Annotated in this window: 26 protein-coding genes; 13 read left to right on the top strand and 13 right to left on the bottom strand. The window is 60.2% G+C overall.

The genetic code is table 11. The annotated features are described in order from the left end of the window. Positions 1-62 precede the first annotated feature (62 nt). The 5 genes from sufC to QC815_RS07310 are packed head-to-tail and all read left to right on the top strand — an operon-like array spanning position 63 to position 4,707. Entirely contained in the window at positions 63-812 is a 750-nt protein-coding gene (gene sufC / locus QC815_RS07330; protein WP_230447844.1) for a Fe-S cluster assembly ATPase SufC, read from the top strand. Continuing rightward, the gene (gene sufD / locus QC815_RS07325) at positions 809-2,149 is read left to right on the top strand and encodes a Fe-S cluster assembly protein SufD (protein WP_230447845.1); all 1,341 of its coding nucleotides are present in this window, start codon (positions 809-811) and stop codon (positions 2,147-2,149) included. Before sufC ends, sufD begins: the two co-directional genes overlap by 4 nt. Positions 2,150-2,163: 14 nt before the next feature. Next, on the top strand, positions 2,164-3,429 hold the full coding sequence (locus tag QC815_RS07320) for a cysteine desulfurase (RefSeq protein ID WP_230447846.1): 1,266 nt from the start codon (positions 2,164-2,166) through the stop codon (positions 3,427-3,429). A gap of 8 nt (positions 3,430-3,437) precedes the next feature. Beyond that, the gene (sufT, locus tag QC815_RS07315; RefSeq protein WP_230447847.1) at positions 3,438-4,007 is read left to right on the top strand and encodes a putative Fe-S cluster assembly protein SufT; all 570 of its coding nucleotides are present in this window, start codon (positions 3,438-3,440) and stop codon (positions 4,005-4,007) included. 19 nt (positions 4,008-4,026) lie between these two features. Next, positions 4,027-4,707: a SanA/YdcF family protein gene (locus QC815_RS07310; RefSeq protein ID WP_230447848.1), complete on the top strand. Its 681-nt coding sequence runs from the start codon at positions 4,027-4,029 to the stop codon at positions 4,705-4,707. On the opposite strand, the gene QC815_RS07305 is transcribed toward QC815_RS07310, so the two are convergent. From QC815_RS07305 to QC815_RS07290, 4 genes are all read right to left on the bottom strand, one after another. Then, a complete protein-coding gene (locus tag QC815_RS07305; protein WP_230447849.1) occupies positions 4,704-5,150 on the bottom strand; it encodes a hypothetical protein in 447 nt (148 codons plus the stop codon). The genes QC815_RS07310 and QC815_RS07305 overlap by 4 nt on opposite strands. 88 nt (positions 5,151-5,238) lie before the next feature. Further along, entirely contained in the window at positions 5,239-6,147 is a 909-nt protein-coding gene (rimK, locus tag QC815_RS07300) for a 30S ribosomal protein S6--L-glutamate ligase (RefSeq protein ID WP_230447850.1), read from the bottom strand. Positions 6,148-6,199: 52 nt separating this feature from the next. Further along, positions 6,200-6,640, bottom strand: coding sequence for an ATP-dependent zinc protease family protein (locus tag QC815_RS07295; RefSeq protein WP_230447851.1), 441 nt, complete (start codon positions 6,638-6,640; stop codon positions 6,200-6,202). Positions 6,641-6,736: 96 nt separating this feature from the next. Next, entirely contained in the window at positions 6,737-7,765 is a 1,029-nt protein-coding gene (locus QC815_RS07290; protein ID WP_309767802.1) for a DUF3549 family protein, read from the bottom strand. A 287-nt stretch (positions 7,766-8,052) separates the two neighbouring features. On the opposite strand from QC815_RS07290, the gene QC815_RS07285 reads away from it, so the two are divergent. Next, positions 8,053-8,385 (top strand): YqcC family protein, encoded by a 333-nt coding sequence (locus QC815_RS07285; RefSeq protein WP_230447853.1) that lies wholly within the window; start codon positions 8,053-8,055, stop codon positions 8,383-8,385. A 61-nt stretch (positions 8,386-8,446) separates the two neighbouring features. Here QC815_RS07285 and QC815_RS07280 read toward each other — a convergent pair whose 3' ends face one another. The 6 genes from QC815_RS07280 to QC815_RS07255 form a co-directional block, all read right to left on the bottom strand. Continuing rightward, complete coding sequence (locus QC815_RS07280; RefSeq protein WP_230447854.1) at positions 8,447-9,073, bottom strand: OmpW/AlkL family protein; 627 nt, start codon at positions 9,071-9,073, stop codon at positions 8,447-8,449. A gap of 244 nt (positions 9,074-9,317) precedes the next feature. Beyond that, entirely contained in the window at positions 9,318-10,808 is a 1,491-nt protein-coding gene (gene putP, locus QC815_RS07275; RefSeq protein ID WP_230447855.1) for a sodium/proline symporter PutP, read from the bottom strand. Positions 10,809-11,092: 284 nt separating this feature from the next. Next, entirely contained in the window at positions 11,093-14,284 is a 3,192-nt protein-coding gene (putA, locus tag QC815_RS07270; RefSeq protein ID WP_309767800.1) for a bifunctional proline dehydrogenase/L-glutamate gamma-semialdehyde dehydrogenase PutA, read from the bottom strand. A gap of 144 nt (positions 14,285-14,428) precedes the next feature. Then, positions 14,429-15,256 carry an AraC family transcriptional regulator gene (locus QC815_RS07265; RefSeq protein ID WP_230447857.1) on the bottom strand — a complete coding sequence of 276 codons (828 nt, stop codon included), beginning with the start codon at positions 15,254-15,256 and terminating at the stop codon, positions 14,429-14,431. A 23-nt stretch (positions 15,257-15,279) separates the two neighbouring features. Beyond that, the gene (locus tag QC815_RS07260; RefSeq protein ID WP_230447858.1) at positions 15,280-15,639 is read right to left on the bottom strand and encodes a hypothetical protein; all 360 of its coding nucleotides are present in this window, start codon (positions 15,637-15,639) and stop codon (positions 15,280-15,282) included. Between the two features lie 261 nt (positions 15,640-15,900). Continuing rightward, positions 15,901-16,308, bottom strand: coding sequence for a CBS domain-containing protein (locus tag QC815_RS07255; protein WP_230447859.1), 408 nt, complete (start codon positions 16,306-16,308; stop codon positions 15,901-15,903). A gap of 199 nt (positions 16,309-16,507) precedes the next feature. On the opposite strand from QC815_RS07255, the gene QC815_RS07250 reads away from it, so the two are divergent. The 7 genes from QC815_RS07250 to QC815_RS07220 all read left to right on the top strand — a co-directional run bounded on the left by QC815_RS07250 (position 16,508) and on the right by QC815_RS07220 (position 22,246). Beyond that, on the top strand, positions 16,508-17,029 hold the full coding sequence (locus QC815_RS07250; RefSeq protein ID WP_230447860.1) for a YqaE/Pmp3 family membrane protein: 522 nt from the start codon (positions 16,508-16,510) through the stop codon (positions 17,027-17,029). Between the two features lie 132 nt (positions 17,030-17,161). After that, a complete protein-coding gene (locus tag QC815_RS07245) occupies positions 17,162-18,031 on the top strand; it encodes a carboxylate/amino acid/amine transporter (protein WP_230447861.1) in 870 nt (289 codons plus the stop codon). An 84-nt stretch (positions 18,032-18,115) separates the two neighbouring features. Further along, the gene (locus QC815_RS07240) at positions 18,116-19,024 is read left to right on the top strand and encodes an NAD(+) kinase (protein ID WP_230447862.1); all 909 of its coding nucleotides are present in this window, start codon (positions 18,116-18,118) and stop codon (positions 19,022-19,024) included. 2 nt (positions 19,025-19,026) lie between these two features. Next, positions 19,027-20,043, top strand: coding sequence for a metallophosphoesterase (locus QC815_RS07235; RefSeq protein ID WP_230447863.1), 1,017 nt, complete (start codon positions 19,027-19,029; stop codon positions 20,041-20,043). A gap of 229 nt (positions 20,044-20,272) precedes the next feature. Continuing rightward, positions 20,273-21,118 carry a rhomboid family intramembrane serine protease gene (locus QC815_RS07230; protein WP_309767796.1) on the top strand — a complete coding sequence of 282 codons (846 nt, stop codon included), beginning with the start codon at positions 20,273-20,275 and terminating at the stop codon, positions 21,116-21,118. A 14-nt stretch (positions 21,119-21,132) separates the two neighbouring features. Then, a complete protein-coding gene (locus QC815_RS07225) occupies positions 21,133-21,417 on the top strand; it encodes a YeaC family protein (protein ID WP_230447865.1) in 285 nt (94 codons plus the stop codon). A 28-nt stretch (positions 21,418-21,445) separates the two neighbouring features. Next, positions 21,446-22,246 carry a DUF2797 domain-containing protein gene (locus QC815_RS07220; RefSeq protein ID WP_309767835.1) on the top strand — a complete coding sequence of 267 codons (801 nt, stop codon included), beginning with the start codon at positions 21,446-21,448 and terminating at the stop codon, positions 22,244-22,246. Between the two features lie 21 nt (positions 22,247-22,267). Here QC815_RS07220 and QC815_RS07215 read toward each other — a convergent pair whose 3' ends face one another. The 3 genes from QC815_RS07215 to pgi all read right to left on the bottom strand — a co-directional run bounded on the left by QC815_RS07215 (position 22,268) and on the right by pgi (position 25,554). After that, complete coding sequence (locus QC815_RS07215) at positions 22,268-22,573, bottom strand: winged helix-turn-helix domain-containing protein (protein WP_309767794.1); 306 nt, start codon at positions 22,571-22,573, stop codon at positions 22,268-22,270. Positions 22,574-22,612: 39 nt separating this feature from the next. Then, positions 22,613-23,695 (bottom strand): PA0069 family radical SAM protein, encoded by a 1,083-nt coding sequence (locus QC815_RS07210; RefSeq protein ID WP_230447867.1) that lies wholly within the window; start codon positions 23,693-23,695, stop codon positions 22,613-22,615. 191 nt (positions 23,696-23,886) lie between these two features. Next, positions 23,887-25,554 (bottom strand): glucose-6-phosphate isomerase, encoded by a 1,668-nt coding sequence (gene pgi / locus QC815_RS07205; RefSeq protein WP_230447868.1) that lies wholly within the window; start codon positions 25,552-25,554, stop codon positions 23,887-23,889. Between the last annotated feature and the right edge of the window lie 74 nt (positions 25,555-25,628).

Raw genomic sequence — 25,628 nt, 5'->3', positions numbered from 1 at the left:
ACACCAGACAACTTTTATAAGCGTCGCGCAAGCGATCGGTTAGCATTTGAAGGGTTATTACCATGTTGGAAGTTAACGATTTACACGTCACCGTCGAAGGCACCGAAATCCTCAAGGGGCTTTCCTTGACGATTAACGAAGGCGAAGTCCACGCGTTGATGGGCCCCAACGGTGCGGGTAAATCCACCCTGTCGGCGGTCATCGCCGGCAAGGATGGCTACGAGGTCACCCAGGGCAGCATTACCTTCAAGGGGCAGGACGTGCTGGAAATGGAGATCGAGGAGCGTGCCCAGGCCGGCCTGCTGCTGGGTTTCCAGTACCCGGTCGAGATTCCCGGGGTGAAAAACATCTACCTGCTCAAGTCGGCGCTCAACGCTCAGCGTGCTGCGCGCGGTGAAAGCGAGCTGCCGGCCCCTGAGTTCATGAAGCTGGTGAAAGAGAAACTGGGCTACATGAAGATGGATGCCAGCTTCCTGCAGCGTGCCGTGAACGAAGGCTTCTCCGGCGGCGAGAAAAAGCGCAACGAGATCCTGCAAATGCTGGTGCTGCAGCCGAAGCTCGCCATGCTGGACGAGATCGACTCCGGCCTCGACATCGACGCCATGAAAGTGGTCGCCGACGGGGTCAACAGCCTGCGCGCCGAAGACCGCGCGATCCTGCTGGTGACTCACTACCAGCGCCTGCTCGATTACATCGTGCCCGACAAGGTGCACGTGCTGATCGATGGCCGTATCGTCAAGTCCGGCGATGCGGCGCTCGCCAAAGAGCTGGAAGCCAACGGATACGAAGGTATCGAGGAGTCTGCGGCATGAGCGATACGCAAACGTTCTTGGACACGCTGCAAGCGCGTAGCCAGACGCGCGACGCAGAGCCCACCTGGATCGCGGCGCGCCGCCAGGCCGGCGCGGCCCGCTTCGAGGCGGTCGGTTTTCCCACGCGTCGCGATGAAGAGTGGAAGTACACCGATGTGCGCACCATCGCCCAGGGTAACTTTGCCCTGGCGGAAAGCGCCGAGTTTTCCAAGGCCCAGGCTGCGGCGCTGACGCTCCCCCTGGACGCGTACCGCCTGACGTTTGTCGACGGCGTGTTTTCTTCGGCGCTGTCCGACCTGGAGGCGTTACCGGAAAGTGTTCAGGTACTGCCACTCTCCAAGGCATTGACCGACAACCACGAAGCCGTCGGTGGGCCGCTTGGCCGTCTGACAGGCGTCGACTTTTCGGCTTTTGCGGCACTCAACACGGCCTTCATGGAAGAAGGGGCGGTGGTTCGCATCGCGTCGGGTAGCGTGGTCGAAAAGCCGATCCTGCTGCAGTTCCTGTCGCGCGCGGGATCGCCGGTGATGTGTCATCCGCGCATCCTGGTGGAAGCGGGGGGTCGCAGTGAAGCCACCGTGATCGAGCATTACGCCGGTGAAAGCGACGCCACCAATTTCACCAATGTGGTGGCCGAGCTGATGCTGGATCGTGGCGCCATTCTGAATCACTACAAGCTTCAGGAAGCGCCGCTGGGTGATATGCACGTGGCCAGTATCCATGTGGAGCAGAATCGCGACAGCCGCTACAGCTCCTACAACCTGAACCTGGGCGGTGCGCTGGTGCGCAACGACCTGATCAGCGATCTGAACGGCCAAGGCGCGGAAACCAATTTCCTCGGCCTGTTCTTCGGCCAGGGTCGCCAGCACGTCGATAACCACACCAAGGTCAACCACAATGCGCCGCTGACGTTCTCCAACGAGAACTACAAGGGCATTCTGGATGACCGTGCCCACGGCGTGTTCAACGGCAAGGTCTACGTCAAGCGCGACAGCCAGAAGATCGAAGGCTTCCAGAGTAACCAGAATCTGCTGCTTTCCGACCGCGCGCATATCGATGCCAAGCCCGAGCTTGAAATCTACGCGGATGACGTCAAATGCTCTCACGGCACCACCACCGGCCAGCTGGATGAAGAAGCCATCTACGCACTGCGTACCCGGGGCATCGACGAAGCCACCGCTCGCGGTCTGCTGACCCTGGCGTTTGCCGGTGAGGTGCTTGAGGAAGTAGCACTGGATGCCATTGCCGAGCGTGTGGAGCTTGCCGTTGCCGGTAAACTGCCCGAGCGTTTCAACCTTGCCGGGCTTGTCGAGGCAGCGGTTGCGCTCAACGACTAATCAAGGAGCTATCGATGCCCCATACCGTGATTGAGACGCCCTTGGAGCAAGACCATGCACGTTTTGACGTGGCCGCCTTGCGCCGGGAATTCCCGGTGCTTGACCGGCAGGTCAATGGCAAGCCGCTGATCTATCTGGATAACGCGGCCACCAGCCAGACGCCGCAGGCGGTGATTGATGTGTTCAGCGATTATTACTCGCGCTATAACGCCAACATTCACCGTGGCCTGCATACGCTGGCAGACGAAGCGACCGCTGCCTTTGAAGGCACCCGCCAGCGTGCCAAGGCGTTCCTCAATGCGGACGATGCCCGTCAGATCATCTTCACGCGGGGCACCACCGAGGCGATCAACCTGGTGGCGCAAAGCTGGGGGCGTACCCAGCTGCATCCTGGCGATGAGGTATTGATCTCGATGTTGGAGCATCACTCCAATATCGTGCCCTGGCAGCTGCTGGCGGCAGAGCGGGGGTTCACCATCAAGGTGATTCCCGTTGACGAGCGAGGCGCGCTGGACATGGCCGCCTACCAGGCGTTGCTCAGCGAGCGTACCAAGCTGGTGGCCGTCAACCATGTATCCAACGCCCTGGGGACAATCAACCCCGTCAAGGAAATGGCCGCGCTGGCGCACCAGCACGGCGCGTTGATCATGGTTGACGGTGCCCAGGCTACGCCCCACCAGCGGGTCGACGTCCAGGCGATCGACGCCGACTTCTACGCTTTCTCCGGGCACAAGGTCTATGGGCCGACCGGTGTCGGCGTGCTGTACGGCAAGAAAGCCCTGCTCGAGGCCATGCCGCCCTGGCAGGGCGGCGGCGAAATGATCGACACGGTGTCCTTCGATGTGGGGACGACCTACGCCGACATCCCGCACAAGTTCGAAGCCGGAACCCCGGCGATCGCCGAAGTGATTGCCCTGGGGCGCGCGCTTGAGTGGCTGGAAGGCGTCGGGGTCGATGCCATTGGTGCCTGGGAAGCCGTGTTGCTCGAGCATGCGACCCAGGCCCTTGGTCAAGTGGATGGGTTGCGTATCTTGGGCACCGCACCGCACAAGGCTGGGGTAGTCTCCTTTGTGGTCGACGGTGCACATTCCCAAGACATCGGCCTGCTCATCGACCAGCTGGGCGTGGCGATCCGCACGGGTCACCACTGCGCTCAACCGCTGCTGCACCATTTCGGGGTGGACGCCACGTGCCGAGCATCGTTTGCCGCGTATAATACGCTTGAAGAAGTGGATGCGTTTGTGACGGCGTTGAACCGCGTCATTGGTATGGTGCGTTAAGGAAGCCTATGGATATCGAGCAAGTAGCCAACCTGCAGCGCGGGCAGAGCCTGCCGCTTCAGCGCGATGTAGAGGCCATCGCGATTCCGTTCGGAAGCACAGAGCAACTCGCGGAAGATAGCGTGGTCAGCGTCATGCAGGCCAAGGGCAGCACGGTCAGCGTCGGCTTTGAGGGGCGATTATTTCTGATTGAAGGCAGTAATCTGGACGCCCTGGGGCTGCCGCCGCTGCCGCGTCCTACGCTGCATGAAGACGCCACGGAAGAGGAAATCGAGCAGTTCGTCTGGGATCAGCTGCGGACCTGCTTTGATCCGGAAATACCGGTCAATATCGTCGATCTAGGGCTGGTGTATGGCTGCCGGATCGAGCGGTTGATCAGCGGTGAGCGGATGGTGACCATTCGCATGACGCTGACCGCCCCGGGGTGTGGCATGGGCGACGTGATCGCCGCTGATGCGCGCAACAAGATCCTGGGCGCGCCGCAAATCAGCAAGGTGCATACCGAGATTGTCTTCAGCCCGCCCTGGAGTCGTGACATGATGAGCGAAGAGGCGAAGCTTGAGCTGGGTATGTTCTGACAGTGGGCTGGTACGCTAGATGCGTCGTCCGCTGATCACATGGTTATCCCGCCTGTTAATGTCGCTAGGAGCCTTATTGCTGCTGGCGACATTGCTGTTTGTGGGCATTAATTTCTGGGTGGTGGCGCGCACCGCGCCTTACATCCACGCGCCTGTCGCCCAGTGCCCGTCCGCCGACGTCGGCGTGGTGTTCGGCACGTCCAACTGGACACGTAGCGGCATGCGTAATCCGCATTTCCAGGCGCGAATGCGCACGGCGGCACAGCTGGTCGACCAGCAGAAAGTGAAACATCTGCTCTTGTCGGGCGATAACCGTACCCAGGCCTACAATGAACCGCGCGCGATGTGGCGTGATCTATCACGCCGTGGCGTGGCGCCTGAACAGCTGACGATGGACTTTGCTGGTTTCAGCACCTACGACACGCTGGCGAGGGCGCGCGACGTCTTTCAGCTTGATGAAGCGGTGTTGATCACCCAGGATTGGCATTTGCCTCGCGCCGTGTTCATCGCCCGTTCATTGGGTATGCAGGTCACAGGCTGCGTAGCGGAGGAGCGCGAGGGCGCCGGTGGCTGGCACGTGCTGCTGCGTGAGTGGGCCGCCAGGGTGGCAACGCTTGGCGACCTGTATATCTGGGGTCGCGAGCCCTACTTTCTGGGCCCGGCGGAGCCTATTCAGACCTTGCCCCCGCGTACTGACTAACGGCGAGTCTTGCGCTTCTGCAGCTCGTAAAGCTCGCGAATCAGCTGGCGGCAGCCTTTCATGCACTGGTCGACGACCGGCTCGATGGGCTCCGGCAGCGGGTGGGTAAAGAGCGTCGACAGCGCCTGCATCAAGACGCGCTCCTGCTCCAGCAGCTCGTTGATCAGCACCTGACTGTCGTTGCCGACAAAGCTTTTCAGGCGGCTCCATAGCCACAGGAAATCGTCCCGCTCGACATCGGCGTCGCGGGGCAGCATCTTCAGGTGGGTGCGGGCCAGCTCTTGCAGCTGGTGCATGCTGTCCAGGCGTGCGGTGTAATGCGGCTTCAATGCTTCGCGCAGGGAAGGGCGCAGGCGTTCGATATTGTCCTGAAAATAATCAATGCTGTCGGCTAGCGCTTCCAGTGCGCTATCCATCGCCACTTGGCGATTATCGAGAAACATGAGCGTCTACCTCCTTCGGTGACGCAGATTGTGGCGGGGGTGCGTTGGATTTGCCACCCCCCTGACAAATTATTTTTGCTGCAGATGCTTAGCCTTTGGGCTTGGGGGGTGCCTTGCGTGCCGGCATGGCATTCTTTTCGATGTGCTCGATGATCATGCTGGCAATATCCTTGCCTGTGGCGCTCTCGATGCCATGCAGGCCGGGCGAGGAGTTGACTTCCATGATCACCGGCCCGTGGTTGGAGCGCAGCAGATCCACCCCGGCGACTCTCAGCCCCATGGCCTTGGCCGCGCGGATGGCGGTGGAGCGCTCTTCAGGCGTGATGCGAATGACGCTGGCGGTGCCGCCGCGGTGCAGGTTCGAGCGGAATTCACCGTCAGCCGCCTGGCGCTTCATGGCGGCCACGACTTTATCACCGATCACGAAACAGCGGATATCGGCCCCACGGGCTTCCTTGATGTACTCCTGCACCATGATGTTGGCCTTCATGCCCATGAAGGCCTGAATGACCGATTCGGCGGCCTGGTTGGTCTCCGCCAGCACCACACCGATTCCCTGGGTGCCTTCCAGCAGTTTAATGACCAACGGGGCACTCTTTACCATGGTGATCAGGTCAGGAATATCGTCCGGGGAGTGCGCAAAGCCGGTGATCGGCAGGCCCAGTCCCTTGCGTGACAGGAGCTGTAACGAGCGCAGCTTGTCCCGCGAGCGGGTAATCGAGACGTTATCGTTGATCACATAGGTGCCCATCATTTCGAACTGGCGCAGTACCGCGCAGCCATAGAAGGTCACCGAAGAGCCGATGCGGGGAATGACCGCATCGAACGGCTCGATTTCTTCCCCCTTGTAGTGAATCGAAGGATGGTGGGAGGCGATGCTCATGTAGCAGCGCAAGGTGTCGACCACCCGCGCCGTATGTCCACGACCTTCTGCCGCTTCCACCAGGCGGCGCGTAGAGTAGAGGTTGCGATTACGGGAAAGCAAAGCAATATGCATGCGAAACTCCAAGCCTAGTCGAGGGGCGTCGTGGAAAAAATAGCGTGGAACCTTAGGGTTCGCCGTGTAAGAACGCCGCCCCGGGGGCCACCAGCAAACGGCGCATGGCGCGGCGTCCCAGCAGCATGGGGTGACGCATGTTGCTGCGGTCGGTCAGGGAAAGCTCAACCGGAAAGTTGAGATCCCCCAGGCGCATCGGGGTACGGATCACGTAACGCCATTCGGCATGACCGTTCGAACTGGTCACGCGGCGACGATCGTGCAGATGCACCTTGAGACGGTGGGCCGGGGTTTCCGGCCCGCCGCTATGGGTAATGAAGCTGACCCAAAGCTGACCCTGCTCGTCTTCATGAGTTTCAATCTCCTCGGCGTGCAGGGCCGAGGTACGCGCGCCCGTGTCAGCCTTGCAGCACAGATGAAGCGCCAGGTCCGGCAAAAAGACCATTTCACGGCGGCCAATCACTGCTTTGGCCTGGTAAGGGAGTTCTTTCACAACCACTCCTTAGGAAGTCGGTGACCGATGGGCGTGTGCCTCGCATCAATCGGGCTTTCCTTATGCGTCTTCGATAATCAAACCAAGGGTTCGCCGCTATCTTGCCGTCAGGTCGGCCAGGCGAGCGCTGATCGTGGACGCCTCAGGCGCGTCACGCAGCGCCATCAGTAAGGGTAAGCGTAGCCGGGGAATCAGCGCCAGGTCTTTTACCACGGCAATGAAATCGGTGCGCGTGTCATCCGCCAGGCGTGTCAAAAACAGTGGCAGACGTTCGCCGTCTTCCAGATGCGCCCAACCTCTTCCTGCCATCGCGGCCAGCACGTCGGGGCCACAGGCTGTATCGTCGTGCAATAGCTGACTGTACCAATCGCCGACGATAGGGCTCGGAGTGGCGCCCACCGCGCGTACGCAGGCGCAGAGTGTTTCCAGGTCGCCCTCGACCCTTGCCTGCTCGCCGCGATCGCGAAGTGCGTTCACCAGACCCTCAGGCAGTGCCTGGTGTTCCAGGCAGTAGCAGAATGTCTGAACCACGCCAGGCAGGGTGCGCGCTACCAGCGTTGCCATCTGTGCCGCCAGGTCGTCGTCAAGGCGCACTGCGGCGTCGGCAATCCCCTGGAGGCCCAACTGCTGCCAGTCCATGGTATCAGGGTGGCGCAGGTAGGTTTCCACGGCGGCAAGGTGGCGGCTCGCGGGCAGGCCCAGATCGTGGGTGGCGCGGGCATTGAGCATTGCCTGAAAGTGAACGCTCGGCGTAAAGGCGAGCGGGTTGTCCTGCATCAGGTTGTCAACGTCCGAGGCTCTTTCCTGGCCCAACTGATTGACGTTGCGGCCGAGGGTCTCGAGCAGCCGGTTCAGAAAGGCGTCACGCTGGGCGGGCACCAGGTGGCCTTCTTCATCCAGCGGCAGGGCCAGGAACCAGATTGCCGGCTCCGGCATATCCCCAAGTCGAAACACGATGGCAAGGCGCGCCTGGCCTTGCCAGGGAGCAGGCCACGGGCTTTGCGTGTTTTCCAGCTGGCGCAGCGCATCGTTCGGGCACGCCGTCACATGACGCCCCATATGATAGAACGACACGCTGGCGCCGCTGCGCTGAAAGAACTCGTCGAGGGTGCGAATTGGTTGCATAACGTCCTTTCCCATTGCAAGCCTGCACTCTACCTTGCGGATAGCAGCCTGTCAGCCGTAGGCATTGATAATATCACGCCTTTTTTACTGTCTGGTTAAAAATTAAACAGTCACCGGCAACCCGCATGGGGAACGCGGCTGCGACACCTTTCCATAGCTTATCCACAGTCTCTTGCAGGTTTTCTGTGTATCTGTGAATAACAACGGCATGTCGGTGGACGTGTGGCAACTCGGTGATAGAGTTGGGATAATACTCGTCCATATTTCAGAACTAACGTAGGTGGTTTATGAGCGTCCATCAACAGCTTCATACCGCGCTTCTCGAGCTTGAAGCTACCCTGAAGGCCGCCAATCTCTGGCGCATGCCGACACCCGACGCGTCGGCGTTCACGAGTCAGCAGCCGTTCTGTATCGACACCATGTCGTTACTTCAATGGCTGCGTTTCGTGTTCATTGCCCGGTTGTATGCGCTAGCCGACGCCGGCGGGGCGTTGCCCGCCCAGTGTGACGTGGCCCCAGCCATTGCAGAACACCTTAAGCAGGAAAACGTGCGTGCCAGCGATCATCTGCTGGTGGTCAGGGCCGTCGAGCGGATCGATCAACTGGTTACCAATAACTAATGACATCGCCCCCTGGTGGTTACCAGAGGGCGATGGTGGTAAGGGGACGCGACCTGTCTATCTAGAAACGGTAGCTGACCCCGCCCATGACCACGACGGGATCAATTTCCACGCTACCGGCGGACGCGCCGTTGATCGTGGCATCGCTGTCGATATCGATATACCAGGCAGCCGCGTTCAGCGCCCAGTGTTCGTCAATCAGCAGGTCAACGCCGACTTGCCCCGCCATTCCCCATGAGTCTTCCAGCGACAGCGAGGCCCCGATATCGGTCTTTTCGTCGGAAAAGTGCGTGTAGTTGATGCCCGCTCCCAGGTAGGGCTGAACGCGGGCATCGCTGCCACCGAAAGGATAGTATTGTACGGTCAGCGTGGGCGGAAGGTGCTTGGTCGAGCCGTTGGTAACGCCATCGACCTGGAGATCGTGCTCGAACGGCAGAGCCGCCAGCAGTTCAATACCGACGTGGTCATGAAAACGGTAGCCCAGCGTGAAGGCGGGGCCACTTTCCGAATCCACATGGACATCCGCGCCGCCCAGCAGCTCGCCGTTATCACTGGTGGGCGCAACCTTGGCGATACCAAGGCGGGTGTAGACATCACCTTTTCCATAGGCAAGGCTGACACTGCTGAAGGCAAGCATGGCGGTTGAGAGGCCAAGGGCGACAAGCTGGCGAGAATTGATGTGGCGCATGGGTTCACTCCTGGTTGCAAACTGAGCGGCCATTCACTGGCTGCTCGACGACACCAACAGTCTAACGAAGCGCGTCGGGCGGGATATTGATCCAGGGCAAGGCAGTATAGATCGGAGAAGGCCGCCACAGGAGGGCGCTGGTCGTCCCGCACAAACGAAAGAGGCCTCCCCGTGACGATGTATCTGTCAAGGGAAGGCCTCAGGGTCAGCCTACCGGCTAGATGGCTAGCCTATTGATACGCTGTTAGCGAGCAATATGCTGGTATTCACCGGCATCGGCCGTCGCGCTGCTTACCGCCAGGATGGCAATGAAGGCCGCGATGAAGCCAGGAATGATCTCGTACACGCCAGGGCCACCCATGAAGGATGCGTTCCAGCCCAGGGCAATCCAGATCATGACGGTGGCGGCACCCACGACCATGCCGGCAATGGCGCCAGCGCCATTGGTGCGCGACCACATCAGCGAGAGGATGATCAGCGGGCCGAAGGCGGCGCCGAAGCCTGCCCAGGCGTTGCTGACCAGCCCGAGTACCTGGGAGTCCGGATCCGACGCAATCACGGCGGCGATTAAGCCCACCAGGACGACGCTGACACGGCCCACGTTCACGCACTCCTTGTCCGTGGCTTCTTTACGCAGGAAGAGGCGATAGAAGTCCTCGGTCAGCGACGAAGACGCCACCAGGAGCTGGCTTGAAATGGTGCTCATGACCGCCGCCAGCAGTGCCGCATACAGGAAGCCGGTGATCAGCGGGTGGAACAGCAGCTCCGCCAGGATAATGAAGATGGTTTCCGGGTCTTCGACATTCATGCCGTTGCGAACCGCATAGGCGCGACCAAAAATACCCAGCGATACCGCACCGATTAGCGAGATGGCCATCCAGCTCATGCCGATGTTGCGGGCAATCGGCACATCCTTGAGCGTGCGGATCGCCATGAAGCGCACGATGATGTGCGGCTGGCCGAAGTAACCAAGCCCCCAGGTGACCGCAGACAGCCAGCCGATAAAGGTCAATCCTTCCGTCCACGACAGCAGCGTGGGATCGACTTCATTAAGGGTTTGTGACGCCTGACTGTAGCCGCCGCCGCCTTCGCCAAAGAGTACCACTGCCGGCATGATCACCAGCGCCAGCATCATGATGCAGCCTTGCACGAAGTCGGTCATGCTGACCGCCAGGAAGCCGCCGACCACGGTATAAACCAGTACGACGCCCAGGGTGATCAGCACGCCCGCCCCGTAGTCGCTCATGCCGCCTATGTTGACGATCCCGGCAAAGGCGCTTTCAAACAGCTTGCCGCCGGCTACTAGGCCTGATGCCGTGTAGACCGAGAAGAAGATCACGATAACGATGGCCGACACCGTGCGCAGGGAGAGTGAACGGGTCGGGAATCGATTAGCCAGGAAGGCCGGAATGGTGATCGCATTGCCGTAGTGAACCGTCTGTTCACGCAGCCGGGGTGCGACCAGCACCCAGTTGAAGAAGGCGCCGACGAACAGACCGATACCGATCCAGGCCGACCCCAGGCCCGACACGAACATGGCCCCGGGCAAACCCAGCAGCAGCCAGCCGCTCATGTCCGATGCGCCTGCTGACAGCGCCGCGACCTTGGGGCTGAGGGTTCGGCCGCCCAGCATGTAGTCTTCGGAGGTGGAAGTGGCTTTGCGCATGGCATAGAGGCCGATGCCGATCATTAGCACAAAGTAAGCTATAAGGCTGATCCAAACGCCAATGGCCATAAAAACGTCTCCTGTTTCTTAGTTATTGAGTCGGGCGTAGCGCCGACAGGTTGATGCGCTTACCAACGATCCGTTGGCAGCGGCGCAGTCTTGTTGTTGTCACCCCGGTTCGCATTCACGCCAGGCGCCCCGGAGAGTGCCTGGCGGTGATGTTCCCAGCGCAGGTGTTGGCACGGCGGTGCGCAGCGTTCCCCAGGTGGAGCGCACAACCGGCGATCCCTCTATTATTGTTCCCCATCAGTCGTTTCCTTGTCAGGCGTTCAGGTCATCGATGTAATGAGTGGCTACTCATCGCCCAGCGCCAATAGCGACGCGTTACCGCCCAGGGCGGCGGTATTATTGGTGATGGTTTTCTCGGTCGCAAACCGCAGCAGGTAATTCGGTCCGCCGGCTTTCGGCCCGGTGCCCGACAGTCCTTGGCCACCGAAGGGTTGAACCCCGACCACGGCGCCAATGATATTGCGGTTGATGTAGACATTGCCGACGCGCATCTTCTGGGCGATCTCGGTGGCAAAGGACTCGTTACGGCTGTGCACGCCAAACGTCAGGCCATAGTTGCGGCCATTGATGTCGTTAATGACCTTGTCCAGCTCGCTGGCCTTGTAGCGCACGATGTGCAGGATCGGGCCGAACTGCTCGCGGGTGAGCGCGTCGATGCTGTCGATGACAAAGGCGGCCGGCGCCACGAAAGTGCCGTCCTGTGTATGCTCAGCAGCCATCGGTGTCTCGGCGACCAGGCGATTTTCAGCCTTGAGCTTGTCGATATGTTCAAGCAGGCCTTTGCGGGCATCTTCGTCGATAACCGGCCCGACATCGGTGCCCAGGTCGCGGGGATCGCCGATACGCAACTCGTCCATCGCCCCCTTGAGGATCTCGATGACACGGTCAGCGACGTCATCCTGTAGGTAAAGGACGCGCAGTGCAGAACAGCGCTGCCCGGCGCTCTGGAAGGCTGACTGGATCACGTCCACGACGACCTGCTCGGGCAGCGCGGTAGAGTCGACAATCATCGCGTTCATACCGCCGGTTTCGGCGATCAGAGTGGGCAGCGGGGCGTTTTCCCGTGCCGCCAGCGCGCGATTGATGATCTGTGCCGTATCGGTGCCGCCGGTGAATACCACACCGGTGATCCGCGGGTCGGAGGTCAGTACGCTACCCACGGTGGGGCCGTCGCCCGGTAACAGCTGGACGACGTCGCGGGGCATGCCGGCCTCATGAAGCAGCTCGATGACCCGGTGGGCAACGATGGAGGTCTGCTCGGCGGGCTTCGCCAGCACGGTGTTACCCGCCACGGCTGCCGCCACCACCTGACCGCAGAAGATCGCCACCGGGAAGTTCCAGGGGCTGATCGCCGCAAACACGCCCTTGCCGCTCATCATCAGACGGTTTGATTCACCGGTGGGGCCGGGTAACTCAACCGGTTCGCCAAACGAGGCCTCCGCGCGCATGGCGTAGTAGCGGCAGAAATCCACCGCTTCCCTGATTTCGTCCACGCCGTCGGTGAGCAGCTTGCCCCCTTCCCGGGAGCAGAGAGTCATGAGCTCCGGCATGTTCGTTTCCATGAGATCGGCCAGGCGGCGCAGAATGGCGGCGCGCTCGGCTACTGGTGTGACCTCCCAGCGGGGGAAAGCTTGCCAGGCGGCATCCACTGCCTTGGCGGCCTGATCCTTGCTGGTCCACTGCACGCTGCCCACGGTTTTGCGGCGATCGTAGGGCGAGGTGACCTGATGCGTGTTGGCGGCGTCGTCTTCGACGTTGAAGGCGAGCAGCGGCTTGGCCGGGTACTGCTTATCCATGAAAGCCGCCATGGCGTCCTTGAGCGGATAGAAGTGGCTGCGGATATTCAGGTTAACGCCGCGCGAGTTGAGCCGCTGTTTCCCGTAGATATCCCGGGGCATGGGGATGAGCGGGTTGGCGAGTGACGGCTGCTGGCGGAGCGTGTCCACCGGGTGTTCGCAGAGGGATTCAATCGGCACGTCCGGGTCGACAAGCTGATGCACGAACGAGGAATTGGCGCCGTTTTCGAGCAGGCGGCGTACCAGGTAGGGCAGCAGGTCTTTATGCGCACCCACCGGAGCATAAATGCGGCAGTAGGTACCCTGCGGGGCGCGCTCGAGCGCCGCGTCATAAAGCGCCTCGCCCATGCCGTGCAGACGCTGGAATTCGAACGGACGGCTGTCGTGGTTGGCCAGTTCCAGAATAGTGGTGACCGTGTGTGCGTTGTGGGTCGCGAACTGCGGGAAAATACGTCCCTTGGTGTCGCTGGATAGCAAGAACTGGGCGCAGGCCAGGTAGGCGACGTCGGTCGCGGCTTTGCGGGTAAATACCGGGTAGCCTTCGACGCCCAACTGTTGGGATTCCTTGATTTCGGTATCCCAGTAGGCGCCTTTCACCAGACGCAGCGGAATCTCGTCGCCCTGCTGTTCCGCCAGGCGATTGACGTAGTGCAGTACCGGCAGCGCACGCTTTGAGTACGCCTGAACGACCAGCCCGAAGTGACCCCAGCCCTTGGCGGCATCGCTTTCATAAACCGCACGAAAGACTTCCAGCGACAGCTCGAGGCGATCGATTTCCTCGGCGTCAATCGTGACGGCAACGTTCAGCTTGCGGGCTCGAGATACCAGCTGCACGACGGTGTCGACCAGCTCGGCGAGGATCTGCTCGCGACGGCCGAATTCATAACGAGGATGAAGCGCGGAGAGCTTGATCGAGATCGACGGCGACGGGGTTTTGTCACCCAGGCTTTGACACGCCTTGCCCACCTGGTCGATGGCACGGGCGTAATCGTCGAAATAGCGCTTCGCGTCGTCTTGGGTACGAGCCGCTTCGCCGAGCATGTCGTAAGAGTAGGTGTAGCCCTTGTTGAACAGCGGCTTGGAGCGTTTGATGGCTTCGCTAATGTCGCGGCCCAGGACAAACTGCTTGCCCATGATCTTCATCGCTTCATACATTGCGCGGCGAATGACCGGTTCGCCCATGCGGTTGACCATGCGATTGATAAAGTTTGCAGGCTGCCCTTCGCGGGGGTGATCCATTTTCAGGACGCGGCCCGTCATCAGCAGGCCCCAGGTGGAAGCGTTGACCATCCACGACTCGCTCTTGCCGACGTGGGACTGCCAGTCGGCCGGGCCCAGCTTGTCTTCAATCAGCGCATCGGCGGTCGCCTTGTCGGGAATGCGCAGCATGGCCTCGGCCAGGCACATCAGCATCAGCCCTTCGTGGGTATCCAGGCTGTATTGCTGAAGCAGTTCGTCGATGGTGTCGACGGCCGTGTCCATCTTGCGCACGTCACGAACGAGCGCCGCCGTATTGGCTTCGATGCGGTTGAAATCGTCGCGGTCAACGTCGAGCAGTGTCATCAATTCGCCAACGAAGCTTTCTTCATCGACCACATAATGCTCGCTGACGCGGGTCAGCAAAGTGTCGAGGTCGGTTTGCCAGATGGCCGGGTCACGCAGAGTATTGGCGTTGAGCATCGAAGCCCCCCAAAGTCGGAACAGATGGGTAACAGACGTTAAGCCTGAGCTAACGCTCGAATGTAGAGCGCACTAGCGGTTGGTGTATGCCGGTTTCGCGGAAAAACGTGTCAATTTCGTGGCAAGTTCACTAGTTTTTAGACTTTAGTTGAGTTTGACAGGCTCTGCCAGGGAGCCGGAGGGGCGCTTTTTCAACGCGCCGATGGGCGAATGTGTCTGGCGAAGCTGGCGGGGAGAGAGGCCATAACCGCGGCGAAAGGCGTGGGAAAGGGCGCTTTGATTGGCAAAACCAGTCTGCAGTGCAATATCGGTGAGCGATAGATGACTCTGCACGACAAGCTGGTGGGCCGCGTGTAGCCGTTGGCGCTTCACGTACTGCCAAGGCGATAGGCCTGTCTGCTTGCGAAAGCGCTCAGAGAAGTGGGCTTCGCTCAGGCAGACCAGCCTGGCAAGGTCGGCCACCCGCAGGTCGTCGGCCAGATGCTGCTGGATATAGCGATCCAGATGGCCAATATTGAGGCGCCGCGTCGGCGGGCTGGTCTGTTGGCCCAGACGCGCCTTCAGCGCCCCCAAAAAGGTGGCGGCGAGACGATCGTGCTGGAAGGAGGTCGCGGGCGTGTGAGCGGTTTGAGCCAGTTCACTTTCCATGAACGCCAGGAAATGGCGCAGCGAGTCATCCAGGGCAAAGAAGCGCGGCGCATCGAACAGGGCCACCAGTTCGCGCTGTTCACCGGTGAGCGCCGGAGCATCTTCGGGCAGATCCAGAATCAACTGGCGGTTATAGCCGCTGCCCGAATAGTAGTGCTCATGATTGGCCGGCACGATACAGCCAGAGAACGCGTTGACTCGGCCGCCAAGTCCTTCTATTTCAAAGTCTGACGTGCCGCACAGGGTGATCACGATCTGATGAAAGTCGTGAGAGTGATGGAGCGTTGCGCTTTCCAGGGGGATTCGACGAATGGTGCTGGGCATGGGAGTCTCCGTCGCCACCGGCGTTATCGTGCATGGAGGGCGGTATGGGCGGCCAGATGGTCGCGCAGTGCCTTCAGCTCGGCCTGCCCTTCGGCGCTGAGCAGGGGCTTTCCCTGGGCAATTTGCCAGTGCCGGCCGTGTTCATCCATCAAGTGGGAAGCGCGTCGACGAACGCCCTCCAGGTAGTCGTCATGCCGGATGGGATAGCCAATCAGGGCATTCCACTCGGTTTCGCTCACCTGGCTGGCCAGCGCCTTGTCGAAAAGCGCCAGAAGGTCTTTCGGCTCGGTGCGGTATCTGGGCGTGCGCGAGCTCATCAGTACCGCAATGACACTGCCGATCACCAGAAAACACACCCCAAATACCAAAAGATAAAGTGCCATGCCGTGCTCCCGGGGTTGAGCGCCAGAATTTCAGGCGTTCAGTATACCGCTCACGGCGTTTGATACGAAAATTTTGCTGATTAACGAACTTTTTCTGAACAGCGTGTCAGAGTAAGTACAAGCAATGCAGCGATAGCAGTCGTTAATGGTGTTGCTTAGTTTATTGTTTTGATCCCTTGCTTCCGCTGCTCCATGAGCAGCGGTTTTTTTTTGCATGGCATTCGGAGCGTGAAGACACTTGGCCCACTGTGTCGGACTATTTCAGTGGCGACGAATGGTCAGCAGCGAGACAAGGATATCCCGGCGTGTGACAATTCCTACCAGGCGGCGTTGTTCGACTACCGGGTAGATCTTGGGTTTTGCCCCAAGCATTTCCTGGGCCAGGTCGGTAATGCTTTTGGCAGGGGTAACGCTGAGCACTTCATTGCGCATCATTTCCTTGACCAGAGGCGCCTCATCGTCATGGTAAATGCTGTCGAGCACGCGCCCCAAGACATCCTGCTCGGAGATAAATCCGATCAGGTTGTCGTGACGATCCACCACTGGTGCGCCGGGCAGGCGATGCAGGGCAAGTCCCTGGGCCAGCGTCGTGATCGACATCTCCGGCGATACGCGATAACAATCCCGGGACATGATATCGCGCACGGTGTGAGGCGTAGGTTTTGACATGGTGGCTCTCCTTTGGCGTGAGCGTGGCGAACGTTTAATGAACCGTCGCTCTCTTCACTTTAGGTGATTCACCTGCAGATGCGATGATCATCCATCAAGGCCATTCAACGGTTTAAAAGCGCCTACTAAGCGTAGCGGACATCGCAGGGCTGCCTTTAATCTGCGCGGATAACCCCAATGATGAAGGGGAGGAGACAATATGGACGCACGTGAATATCTGAATCGCAAGGGCGTGCCGCTAGAGCGTGACGCCGACCGCCCCAACACCCTGGAAGAGAAAGCCTGGGAGCGGGCTCGGGGAGCCGGGCACCAGCGCCCCAAGTCGGGCACCCCGCATGATTGGGAGGAGTGGGAGCGCTATCACGACGACCTGGCGCCGGAAGCCGACGAGATCACCCAGAAAATCGACAAGGACGCCCATCGCACCGCGACGGCTGACAAGCCGGGATCGCCAAAGGCGACACCCAAGGTCGATAATAGCGTTGAACACTTTACTCCTGAAAAGCCAGCCCAGGCGTCGCCCAGCGACGAACCACCCCCGTTGACGGCCATGCCGTCGTCGGTCAAGGCAGCGTATTTTGCGCTGGCCGTGCTGTTTCCGCCCTTGGCGGTGGCGCTCACCGGCGGCGGGTCACGGCGCATTGTCATCGCCACCTTGCTGACCCTTTGTGTCTGGCTGCCGGGGGTGGCCTTCGCGCTGGTATGGCTTCGCCGACAGTGACCCAAGTGTCTCTAACGGGCATCGAGCGCTTGTCAGTTCGTGCCGAGGGCGGGTTTTCGTTGATCGGCCATTGGCAACGCCGCCACGCTACGTATAATTACGGTTAACTTTTTATAATAACCGGGGTTTACGATGGCGTATCTTGTCGGTGTCACCGTGCTGTGGGCGTTCTCCTTTTCATTGATCGGTGTCTACCTCGCGGGCCAGGTCGATAGCTATTTCGCGGTACTGCTGCGGGTCGGCCTTGCCACGCTGGTGTTTCTGCCGTTCCTGCGGCCGCGTCTTTTACAAGGCAAGCAGCGCCTGGCATTGATGGCGCTTGGGGCGGTGCAGCTCGGCATCATGTATACCTTCTTCTACCAGTCGTTTGTATTGCTATCGGTGCCGGAAGTCCTGCTGTTTACCATCTTTACGCCCATCTACATTGCCCTGCTCGATGACCTGATGTTTGGCCGTTTTACCCCCATCTATCTGCTGAGCGCGGTGCTGGCGGTGGTCGGCGCGGCGGTGATTCGCTACGACGGCGTCGACAGTGGCTTCTGGATGGGGTTTCTGGTCGTTCAGGGCGCCAACCTGTGCTTCGCCATCGGGCAAGTGGGTTATCGTCGCCTCGCCGCGGATCTGCCCGCCGACTTACCCTGGCACAACGTGTTTGGCTGGTTTTTCATCGGCGCCTTGGTCATTGCGCTACCGGTATTCCTGCTCTTTGGTAATAGTGCCGCCTTGCCAACCACCGGCGTGCAGTGGGGCGTGCTTGCATGGTTGGGACTTGCGGCCTCCGGCGTGGGTTATTTTGCCTGGAATCAGGGCGCAACCCGGGTGGATGCGGGCACGCTCGCGATCATGAACAATGCGCTGATTCCGGCGGGTCTGGCCGTCAATCTGCTGATCTGGAACCGCGAGGCCGAGCTGTCCCGGCTGCTGCTGGGGGCTGCTATCATGGCGGCCTCGCTGTGGCTGAATCACTGGTGGCGCCAGCGTCAGCGTATGCAGCCTGCCTAGGGTTTGCCCGGGCGGTGTCCTCTCGCCATAATGCGTCTATCTTATCCGAGTGGGCTCACGCCCCCTCATGTTCAGGAAGCTGCTGTGCCATCGAATACGCCAAAGGACTCACGGCGGCCATTTAACACCATCGGGTTAATTGGCCGACTGGGCAGTGATAAAGTCGTCGACTCGCTGCAGCGCTTGGTCAACTATCTGGTCGCGCATCGCTATCGCGTACTCGTCGAAGACCGTACGGCCACGGTGATTCCTCACCACGGCCAGCCCGAAGCCAGCCGTCGTGCCCTGGGCGAGCTGTGTGATCTGGTGATCGTGATCGGCGGTGATGGAAGCCTGCTGGGCGCTGCTCGTACCCTGTGCCGCAGCGGAACCCTGATTCTGGGGGTTAATCGTGGGCGACTGGGCTTCTTGACCGATATCTCCCCGGACGAACTGGAAACCCGCGTCAGCGAAGTACTGGCCGGTGAGTTCGAGCGTGAAGAGCGCTTCCTGCTGGATATGGCCCTCTACCGCAACGGGGTGATGGTGGGGTCTGGCGAAGCGCTCAATGAAGTGGTCGTCCACCCGGGCAAAGCGGTGCGCATGATCGAGTTCGAGCTGTTTATTGACGGCCAGTTCGTCTACAGCCAGCGCAGCGACGGGTTGATTATCGCCACCCCCACGGGGTCGACCGCCTATGCGTTATCCGGGGGTGGGCCGATCATGCATCCCAAGCTGGATGTGGTGACTCTGGTGCCGATGTTCCCCCACACGCTTTCCAGCCGGCCCATCGTGATCGATGCGGCCAGCGAGATCCGCTTGCACATCGGCGAAACTAACCAGTCCTACCCCCACGTCAGCTGCGACGGGCAGACACGCTCGGTCGCCAAGCCGGATGATGTCGTCGTCATTACGCGCAAGCCAGAACGGGTTCAGCTGGTTCACCCCATTGGGCACAATTTCTATGAGGTGTTGCGTAGCAAGCTCGGCTGGAGCAACCGGTTGGGAGACTGAGCATGGCCAATCGAATGACTGCCAGGCGGGGGATTGAAGGCTACGACCTGATTGGCGACGTCCACGGATGCGGCGCCACGCTCGCCGCGCTCCTCGAGAAGCTGGGTTACCGGCAACGTGGCGGCGTGTATCGCCACCCGCGACGTCGAGTGATTTTCCTCGGGGATCTTATTGATCGCGGGCCACGTATCCGGCTGGCCGTGACCATCGCCCGGCGAATGGTCGAATCGGGTGAAGCCCAGATCGTCATGGGCAACCATGAATACAATGCCTTGGCGTATACCCATCCCGCACCGCCGGGTAGCGACAAACGCTGGCTGCGCGAGCATACGCCGCGCCATAACCGCATCATCCAGGATACCCTTGATCAGTATCGCGACCACACCAACGAATGGGAAGATACCCTTGCCTGGTTCAAGACGATGCCGCTGTTCATTGAGCAGGACGGTATACGCGTGGTACACGCCTGCTGGGATCATGATCTGGTTGCGCAATTCAAGGGGCAGCACCCGGACGGCTGTCTGGATGACGCCTTTCTGGTGGCGTCGACGAACCCGTCGACCCAGGCGTATCGCATTCTGGATCGGCTGACACGGGGCAGTCACCTGCAGCTGCCCCATAACGTGGCGATCCACTCGGGAGACGGGTTTACCCGACGCAGCTTTCGCACCCACTTCTGGGCGGCATCGCCGCAGTGCTGGGGAGATGTTGCCTTCCAGCCCGATAATCTGCCCGGTGATCTGGAGCGGCGACCGCTTACCGCTGAAGAGCGCCGCCAGCTGAGCTACTACGGGCCGGATCAGCCGCCTCTGTTTGTGGGCCACTACTGGTGTGAAGGCATTCCCGCACTGCCGACCGGCAATATCGCCTGTCTGGATTACAGCGCCGTGAAGTATGGCCGCCTGGTGGCTTATCGCTGGCAGGGCGAAGAGCGCTTGAACGCTGATCATTTTTTATGGATTCAGGTAGATAGAGATGAGCAAAACGTTTTGAACAGGCCGCTGGATGACGATGATTAAGCGGGCTTATGCATTGTATACAATGCGTTACATAATTTTTGCAAAACATATGAACTAACCCCACCGCCGCCCGTCAGAATAGGTGTTCCCTTGAATGATCCCTTGCTATTTGCCCGGCGGCCCCTACCGCCGGTTTTTTTTGCTGGAAATGCCAGTCAGTTTATTGGCACGCTGTGCGTGTTGTATTGAACGCGTCGTCACGCCGACACGGTTACCATGAGGGAAAGCTATGCACCCAGTGATGCGTTTACCCCCCGACGCGGATACCCAGGCGTTGCGCAAGGCGCTTTGGCGATACCGGATCGGGCACCGGATCACCGTTGAAGATGATGGCCAGGTGCTTTGGATTGCCGACCCGGGTCAACGTGACGCACTGCTGGCGCTGGTAGCACGCTGGCAGCAGGGCGACCCCCTCGAGCTTGCCGAGCATGCCTCACCGGGGCAGACCCCAGCGCTGTTTGCCATGCTCAAGCAGCTGCCGGTTACCGTGGCCTTGGTGGCGATAAGCCTGGTGATTTTTGCCTTGATGGGCGTGTTCGGCGACTTGATGGTCGTGGCTCTTACGATCGTGCCGATCGGTATTGTCGGCGGCGAGCTGTCGTACGGTTCATTGGTGGATACGTTGGCCAGCGGCCAGGTCTGGCGTCTGCTCTCACCGGCTTTTCTGCATTTTGGCTGGATGCACCTGATCTTCAACCTGATGTGGGTATGGTATTTCGGTCGCCAGGTGGAAGCCTTGCAGGGCGGACGCACGCTGCTCTTGCTGGTGGTTTTGGCGGGCGTGCTGGCCAATCTCGCGCAGTACGCCACCGGCACGGTGTTGTTCGGCGGCATGTCCGGGGTGGTTTACGCCTTGCTTGGTCACGTATGGCTGATGTCGCGTCGCGTGCCGGGCAGTGGGTTTTTTGTCCCGCAAATGCTCGTCGTCTTCATGCTGGGCTGGATGGTATTTACCATGACCGACATGGCGGGACTGGTTGGCTTCGGCAATGTGGCCAACGAGGCCCATCTGGGTGGGCTGGTCGTCGGCCTGGTCACTGGCTGGTATTATAGTGTGCGGCGTTTACGGTCTTAATTGAGGAGCTTGGCATGAGCGACATGACCTTCGACAGAATGATTCAACAGATGACCCCGGCGATTTACGAAAGCCTCAAGCAGGCCGTGTCGTTACGCAAATGGCCGGACGGACGCCGCCTGACGGACGAGCAGACCGAGCTCTGCCTGGAAGCGGTAATGCGCTTCGAGGCGGAAAACAACGTGCCTGAAGAAAACCGCGTGGGCTACCTGGAACAGCGTACCTGCGGCGCCGGGGCGACGGGGCAGGGTGTCTCGCCCGAGATGGCCGGTCTTGCCAAGGACGCCGCGCGTGACTGAGGCCCTCGTCCAAGGCTGTCTGCGCAAGATGGCCGTCGTGCCGGGCGCCTCCCAGGCGCAGCCCGTCAGCTACCAGCTGCGCGCCGGGGACCACCGCATTGACCTGAACGAACGGCTGGGCGCTCCGTTACAGCTACGCTGGAGCGGGGCGATTGCCTGTACCCACTGTGGTCGGGCTACCAAGAAGAGCTTTGCCCAGGGCTACTGCTATCCCTGTTTCAAGCGCCTGGCGCAGTGTGATACCTGCATCGTCAAACCCGAGACCTGTCACTATTTCCAGGGAACCTGCCGCGAGCCCGAATGGGCGCAGCAGCATTGCTTCCAGCCGCATATCGTTTACCTGGCCAACTCGTCGGGATTGAAAGTCGGTATCACACGCAAGACCCAGATGCCCACCCGCTGGCTGGATCAGGGGGCGATCCAGGCGCTGCCGATTCTGGAAGTCGATACCCGCCAGCAGGCTGGCTTTGTGGAAATGCTGTTCAAGGAGCATGTGGGCGATCGCACCAACTGGCGGGCCATGCTCAAGGGTGACGTGGCGGCACTTGATTTAAAAGCCGAACGCGATCGCCTGATGAGCGTAACGGCCAGCGGCCTGGGTCAGCTGAAACGCGAGCACGGCGTGGATGCCATTCGCGAACTGGATTCACAGCATTATGCGTTTCACTATCCGGTGACGACCTTTCCGGGAAAGATCGTCTCGCACAACTTTGACAAGCAGCCGGAGGTCAGCGGTATCTTGCAGGGGATTAAAGGCCAGTATCTACTGCTGGATACCGGCGTGATCAATCTGCGTAAGTTTACCGGTTATGAGGTTAGCGTGGCGTGATCGCGGGCTTTACGGTCGTGTCTATGCGTCACCGTAGCCTAATGCCTGCTGCAGATACGATGCATGGCGGCTCACCCAACTGGGGTCAATGGCGCCCCAGTCCTTGATCTGATAGCGGCCGATGTTGTGCCGTTCGCCCTCATCATTGCTGAACACACAGTCAATATCCAGCTCGGCGAGCGATGCGATGGTATCTTGCGCGGTACGCCGCGGCATGCCGGTGGCCTCGATGAGCGCAGGCACGCTGGCGGTTCCCTGATCGATCAAATACGCAACGTAAAGGCGACGATAAAAGCTGGATTTGGTTTTGCTCAACGGCGCGGACATCTTGCATCCTTCTGCATAGTAAAAGTATCGCTCGCCAGTCTAAATGAATAAATCGCCCTGCGCGCGGGGCGGGCGAAAATCCCGAGTGTTCAAGCCCTGCTCGGTGCGCTGCTGCATCTTCCACTGGCGGCTGGCGCGGTTGAATCGCTGGGCGATCAACTCGGCGAAGACCCCTTCGCCGCGAAAGCGCTTGCCGAATCGCGCATCGTAGTTCTGCCCGTCTCGGCACTGGCGGATCAGGCTCATCACCTTGGCGGCCCGCTCGGGGTAATGGGCTCCCAGCCAGGCTTCAAACAGCGGTGCCACTTCGTGGGGCAGGCGTAACAGCATCCAGGTCGCGGTTCGTGCACCGGCGCGGCTGGCGGCTTCCAGAATCCGCTCGATCTCATGGTCGGTGAGCCCTGGAATAATCGGCGAGACCAGCGTGCCCACGGGAATGCCGGCGGTATTGAGCTCGCGGATGACTTTCAGGCGCGCCTGGGGTGAAGCCGTGCGCGGCTCCAACGTGCGTTTCAGGTTGGCATCCAGGCTCGTCAGGCTCACGAAAACCCGCACCAGTCGGTGCTCGGCCATTTCCGAGAGCAATTCCAGGTCGCGCAGTATCAGGCTGCTTTTGGTCACGATGGTGACGGGGTGTCGGCATTGCTGGAGCAGTTCCAGCAAGTGCCGGGTGGTCTGGTACTTGGCTTCCAACGGCTGGTAGCAATCGGTATTGCCCGACAGGTTGATGGGCCGGCACACATAGCTCGGATGACAAAGTTCTTCGGTGAGCCGCTCAACCAGTCCGCTGCGCGCAATCAGCTTGGTTTCAAAGTCCAGTCCCGGCGATAAATCCCAGTAGGCGTGGGAGGGGCGGGCATAGCAATAGACGCAGCCATGCTCGCAGCCTCGATAAGGGTTCAGCGAGCGATCAAAGGGCAGATCCGGCGAGCGGTTCCAGGAAAGCGCGCTCTTGCTTGGTTCCTCGCGTACTTCGGTGGCGATGGTCGTGGCGGCTTCTTCCTGCCACCAACCGTCGTCCTCTGACTCGCTGCGGGTCGGCGCAAAACGATTGTGCGGGTCGTACGTCGCTCCACGCCCTTTATGCACGGTCGAGCCGCTTGCTTGATAAGACGTCCCCATTGGCCACCTCACTAATATATGGCTATATATACAGTATATGGCGTTTGGTGCGTCGTGCAAGGCCGCTTATTGGTTGCGATAGCGCTTGTCGGTCATTCGTGCGACCGCAGTGGCGGCTAGCGCGGGCTTTAACGCAAACGCCTTGGCTGAAAGCCAAGGCGTTTTGCTTGCCTACGCTTTATTACGACAATCTAGCGCTTTTTTCTGGCGGGCTTTTTCTCGGTCTGGGCATCGTCGCCGGTCTCTGTGTTTCCCCCATTGCCGGGGAAATGGCCGCGTAGCAGCTCCAGCAGGCCCTGGGTCGAGGCGTCGAAGTCGGCGGCGTTGGTGTCGATGCGCTCGCTGATTTCGCCGGCGATGCGCTTGCCCAGCTGCACGCCCCATTGGTCGAAGGAGTTGATGTTCCAGATAACGCCCTGCACGAACACCTTGTGTTCGTAGAGCGCGATCAGCGCGCCCAGGTTCTTCGGCGTCAGCTCGTCCAGCAGCAGGGTGCTGGACGGGCGGTTGCCGGGGCAGCTGTAGGGATCGTGCTGGCTGAGCTCCTTGGCGTCTCCCTGGCTGCCTTCCATAAAGGCGTTGGCCTGGGCCAGCATGTTGGTGAGCAGGGCGAAGTGATGATCCTCGACGCCGGGTTCGGGCTTCAGCGAGGCAATGAAATCGATGGGCACGTAACGGGTGCCTTGGTGCAGCAGCTGGAAAAACGCGTGCTGACCGTTGGAGCCGGTCTGCCCCCATACGATCGGGCCGGTCTTGTAGTTGACCGGGTGGCCAAAGATGTCCACCGACTTGCCGTTGGATTCCATGTCGAGCTGCTGGAGGAACGACGGCAGCTGGTTCAGTGCCTGGTCGTAAGGCACGATGGCTTGAGTTTCGGCGCCGATAAAGTTGATGTACCAGATGCCGATCAGCGCCATCAGCACCGGCATGTTTTCCGAGAAGGGGGCTTCGATGAAGTGGCGGTCCATTTCGTGGGCGCCTTCCAGCAGCTCGATAAAGCCTTCAAAACCGATGGAAAGCGCGATGGGCAGGCCAATCGATGACCACATGGAGTAGCGCCCGCCGACCCAGGCCCAGAATTCGAAGACGTTCTCTTCACGAATGCCGAATTCCATTGCCGCGCGGCGATTGGTGGAGGCGGCAATGAAGTGCGCGCCGACGTCCGCATCTTCACCGGCGTTTTCCAGGAACCAGCGCCGCGCCGTCTTGGCGTTGAGCAGGGTCTCCTGGGTCGAGAACGTCTTGGTGGAAACGATAAATAGCGTCGTGGCCGGGTCGAGCCGCGACAGCACTTTCTGGATATGGGTGCCGTCCACATTGGAAACGAAGTGGAAATGCAGATCCGGATGGCGGTACTTCAATAGCGCGCGTACCGCCATGTTGGGCCCCAGATCCGAGCCGCCAATGCCGATGTTGACCACGTCCTTGATGCGCTGGCCGTTATAGCCTTTCCACTCGCCGCTGCGCACTGCCTCGGAAAACAGCCTGATCTGCTCGCGGGTGCGGGTGATTTCGGGCATCACGTCTTCGCCGTCCACATAGACCGGCTCATCGCTCAGGTTGCGCAGCGCGGTGTGGAGAACCGGACGGTCTTCAGTGACGTTGATGATATCCCCCGAGAACATCTGTGCCCGGCGCTGGACGAGGGCGGAGTGGTCGGCGAGCTCGATCAGCTTGGCCAGCACGTCATCCGACACGTGGTGCTTGGAGTAGTCGAGAAACAGACCGCCCACCCGCAGGCTCATCTTGTCAAAGCGCTGCGGGTCATTGGTGAAATAGTCACGAATGCGATCGTTAGCGGTTTTGTCGCGCAGGCGTTCGAGCGCCTGCCACGTCACACTGCGGGTCAGCTGAAACATAGAGAGATCCGTTGTTGTAGGTCGGCGGGAGGCCTTGATGTTATGTGTGTAAAAATACTACATAAAATGCGTGC

The sequence above is a fragment of the Vreelandella gomseomensis genome, from assembly GCF_031451645.1.
Lineage (GTDB): Bacteria > Pseudomonadota > Gammaproteobacteria > Pseudomonadales > Halomonadaceae > Vreelandella > Vreelandella gomseomensis.
The sequence above is the reverse complement of the archived record's forward strand: the minus strand, read 5'-3'. Positions and strand labels throughout refer to the sequence as shown.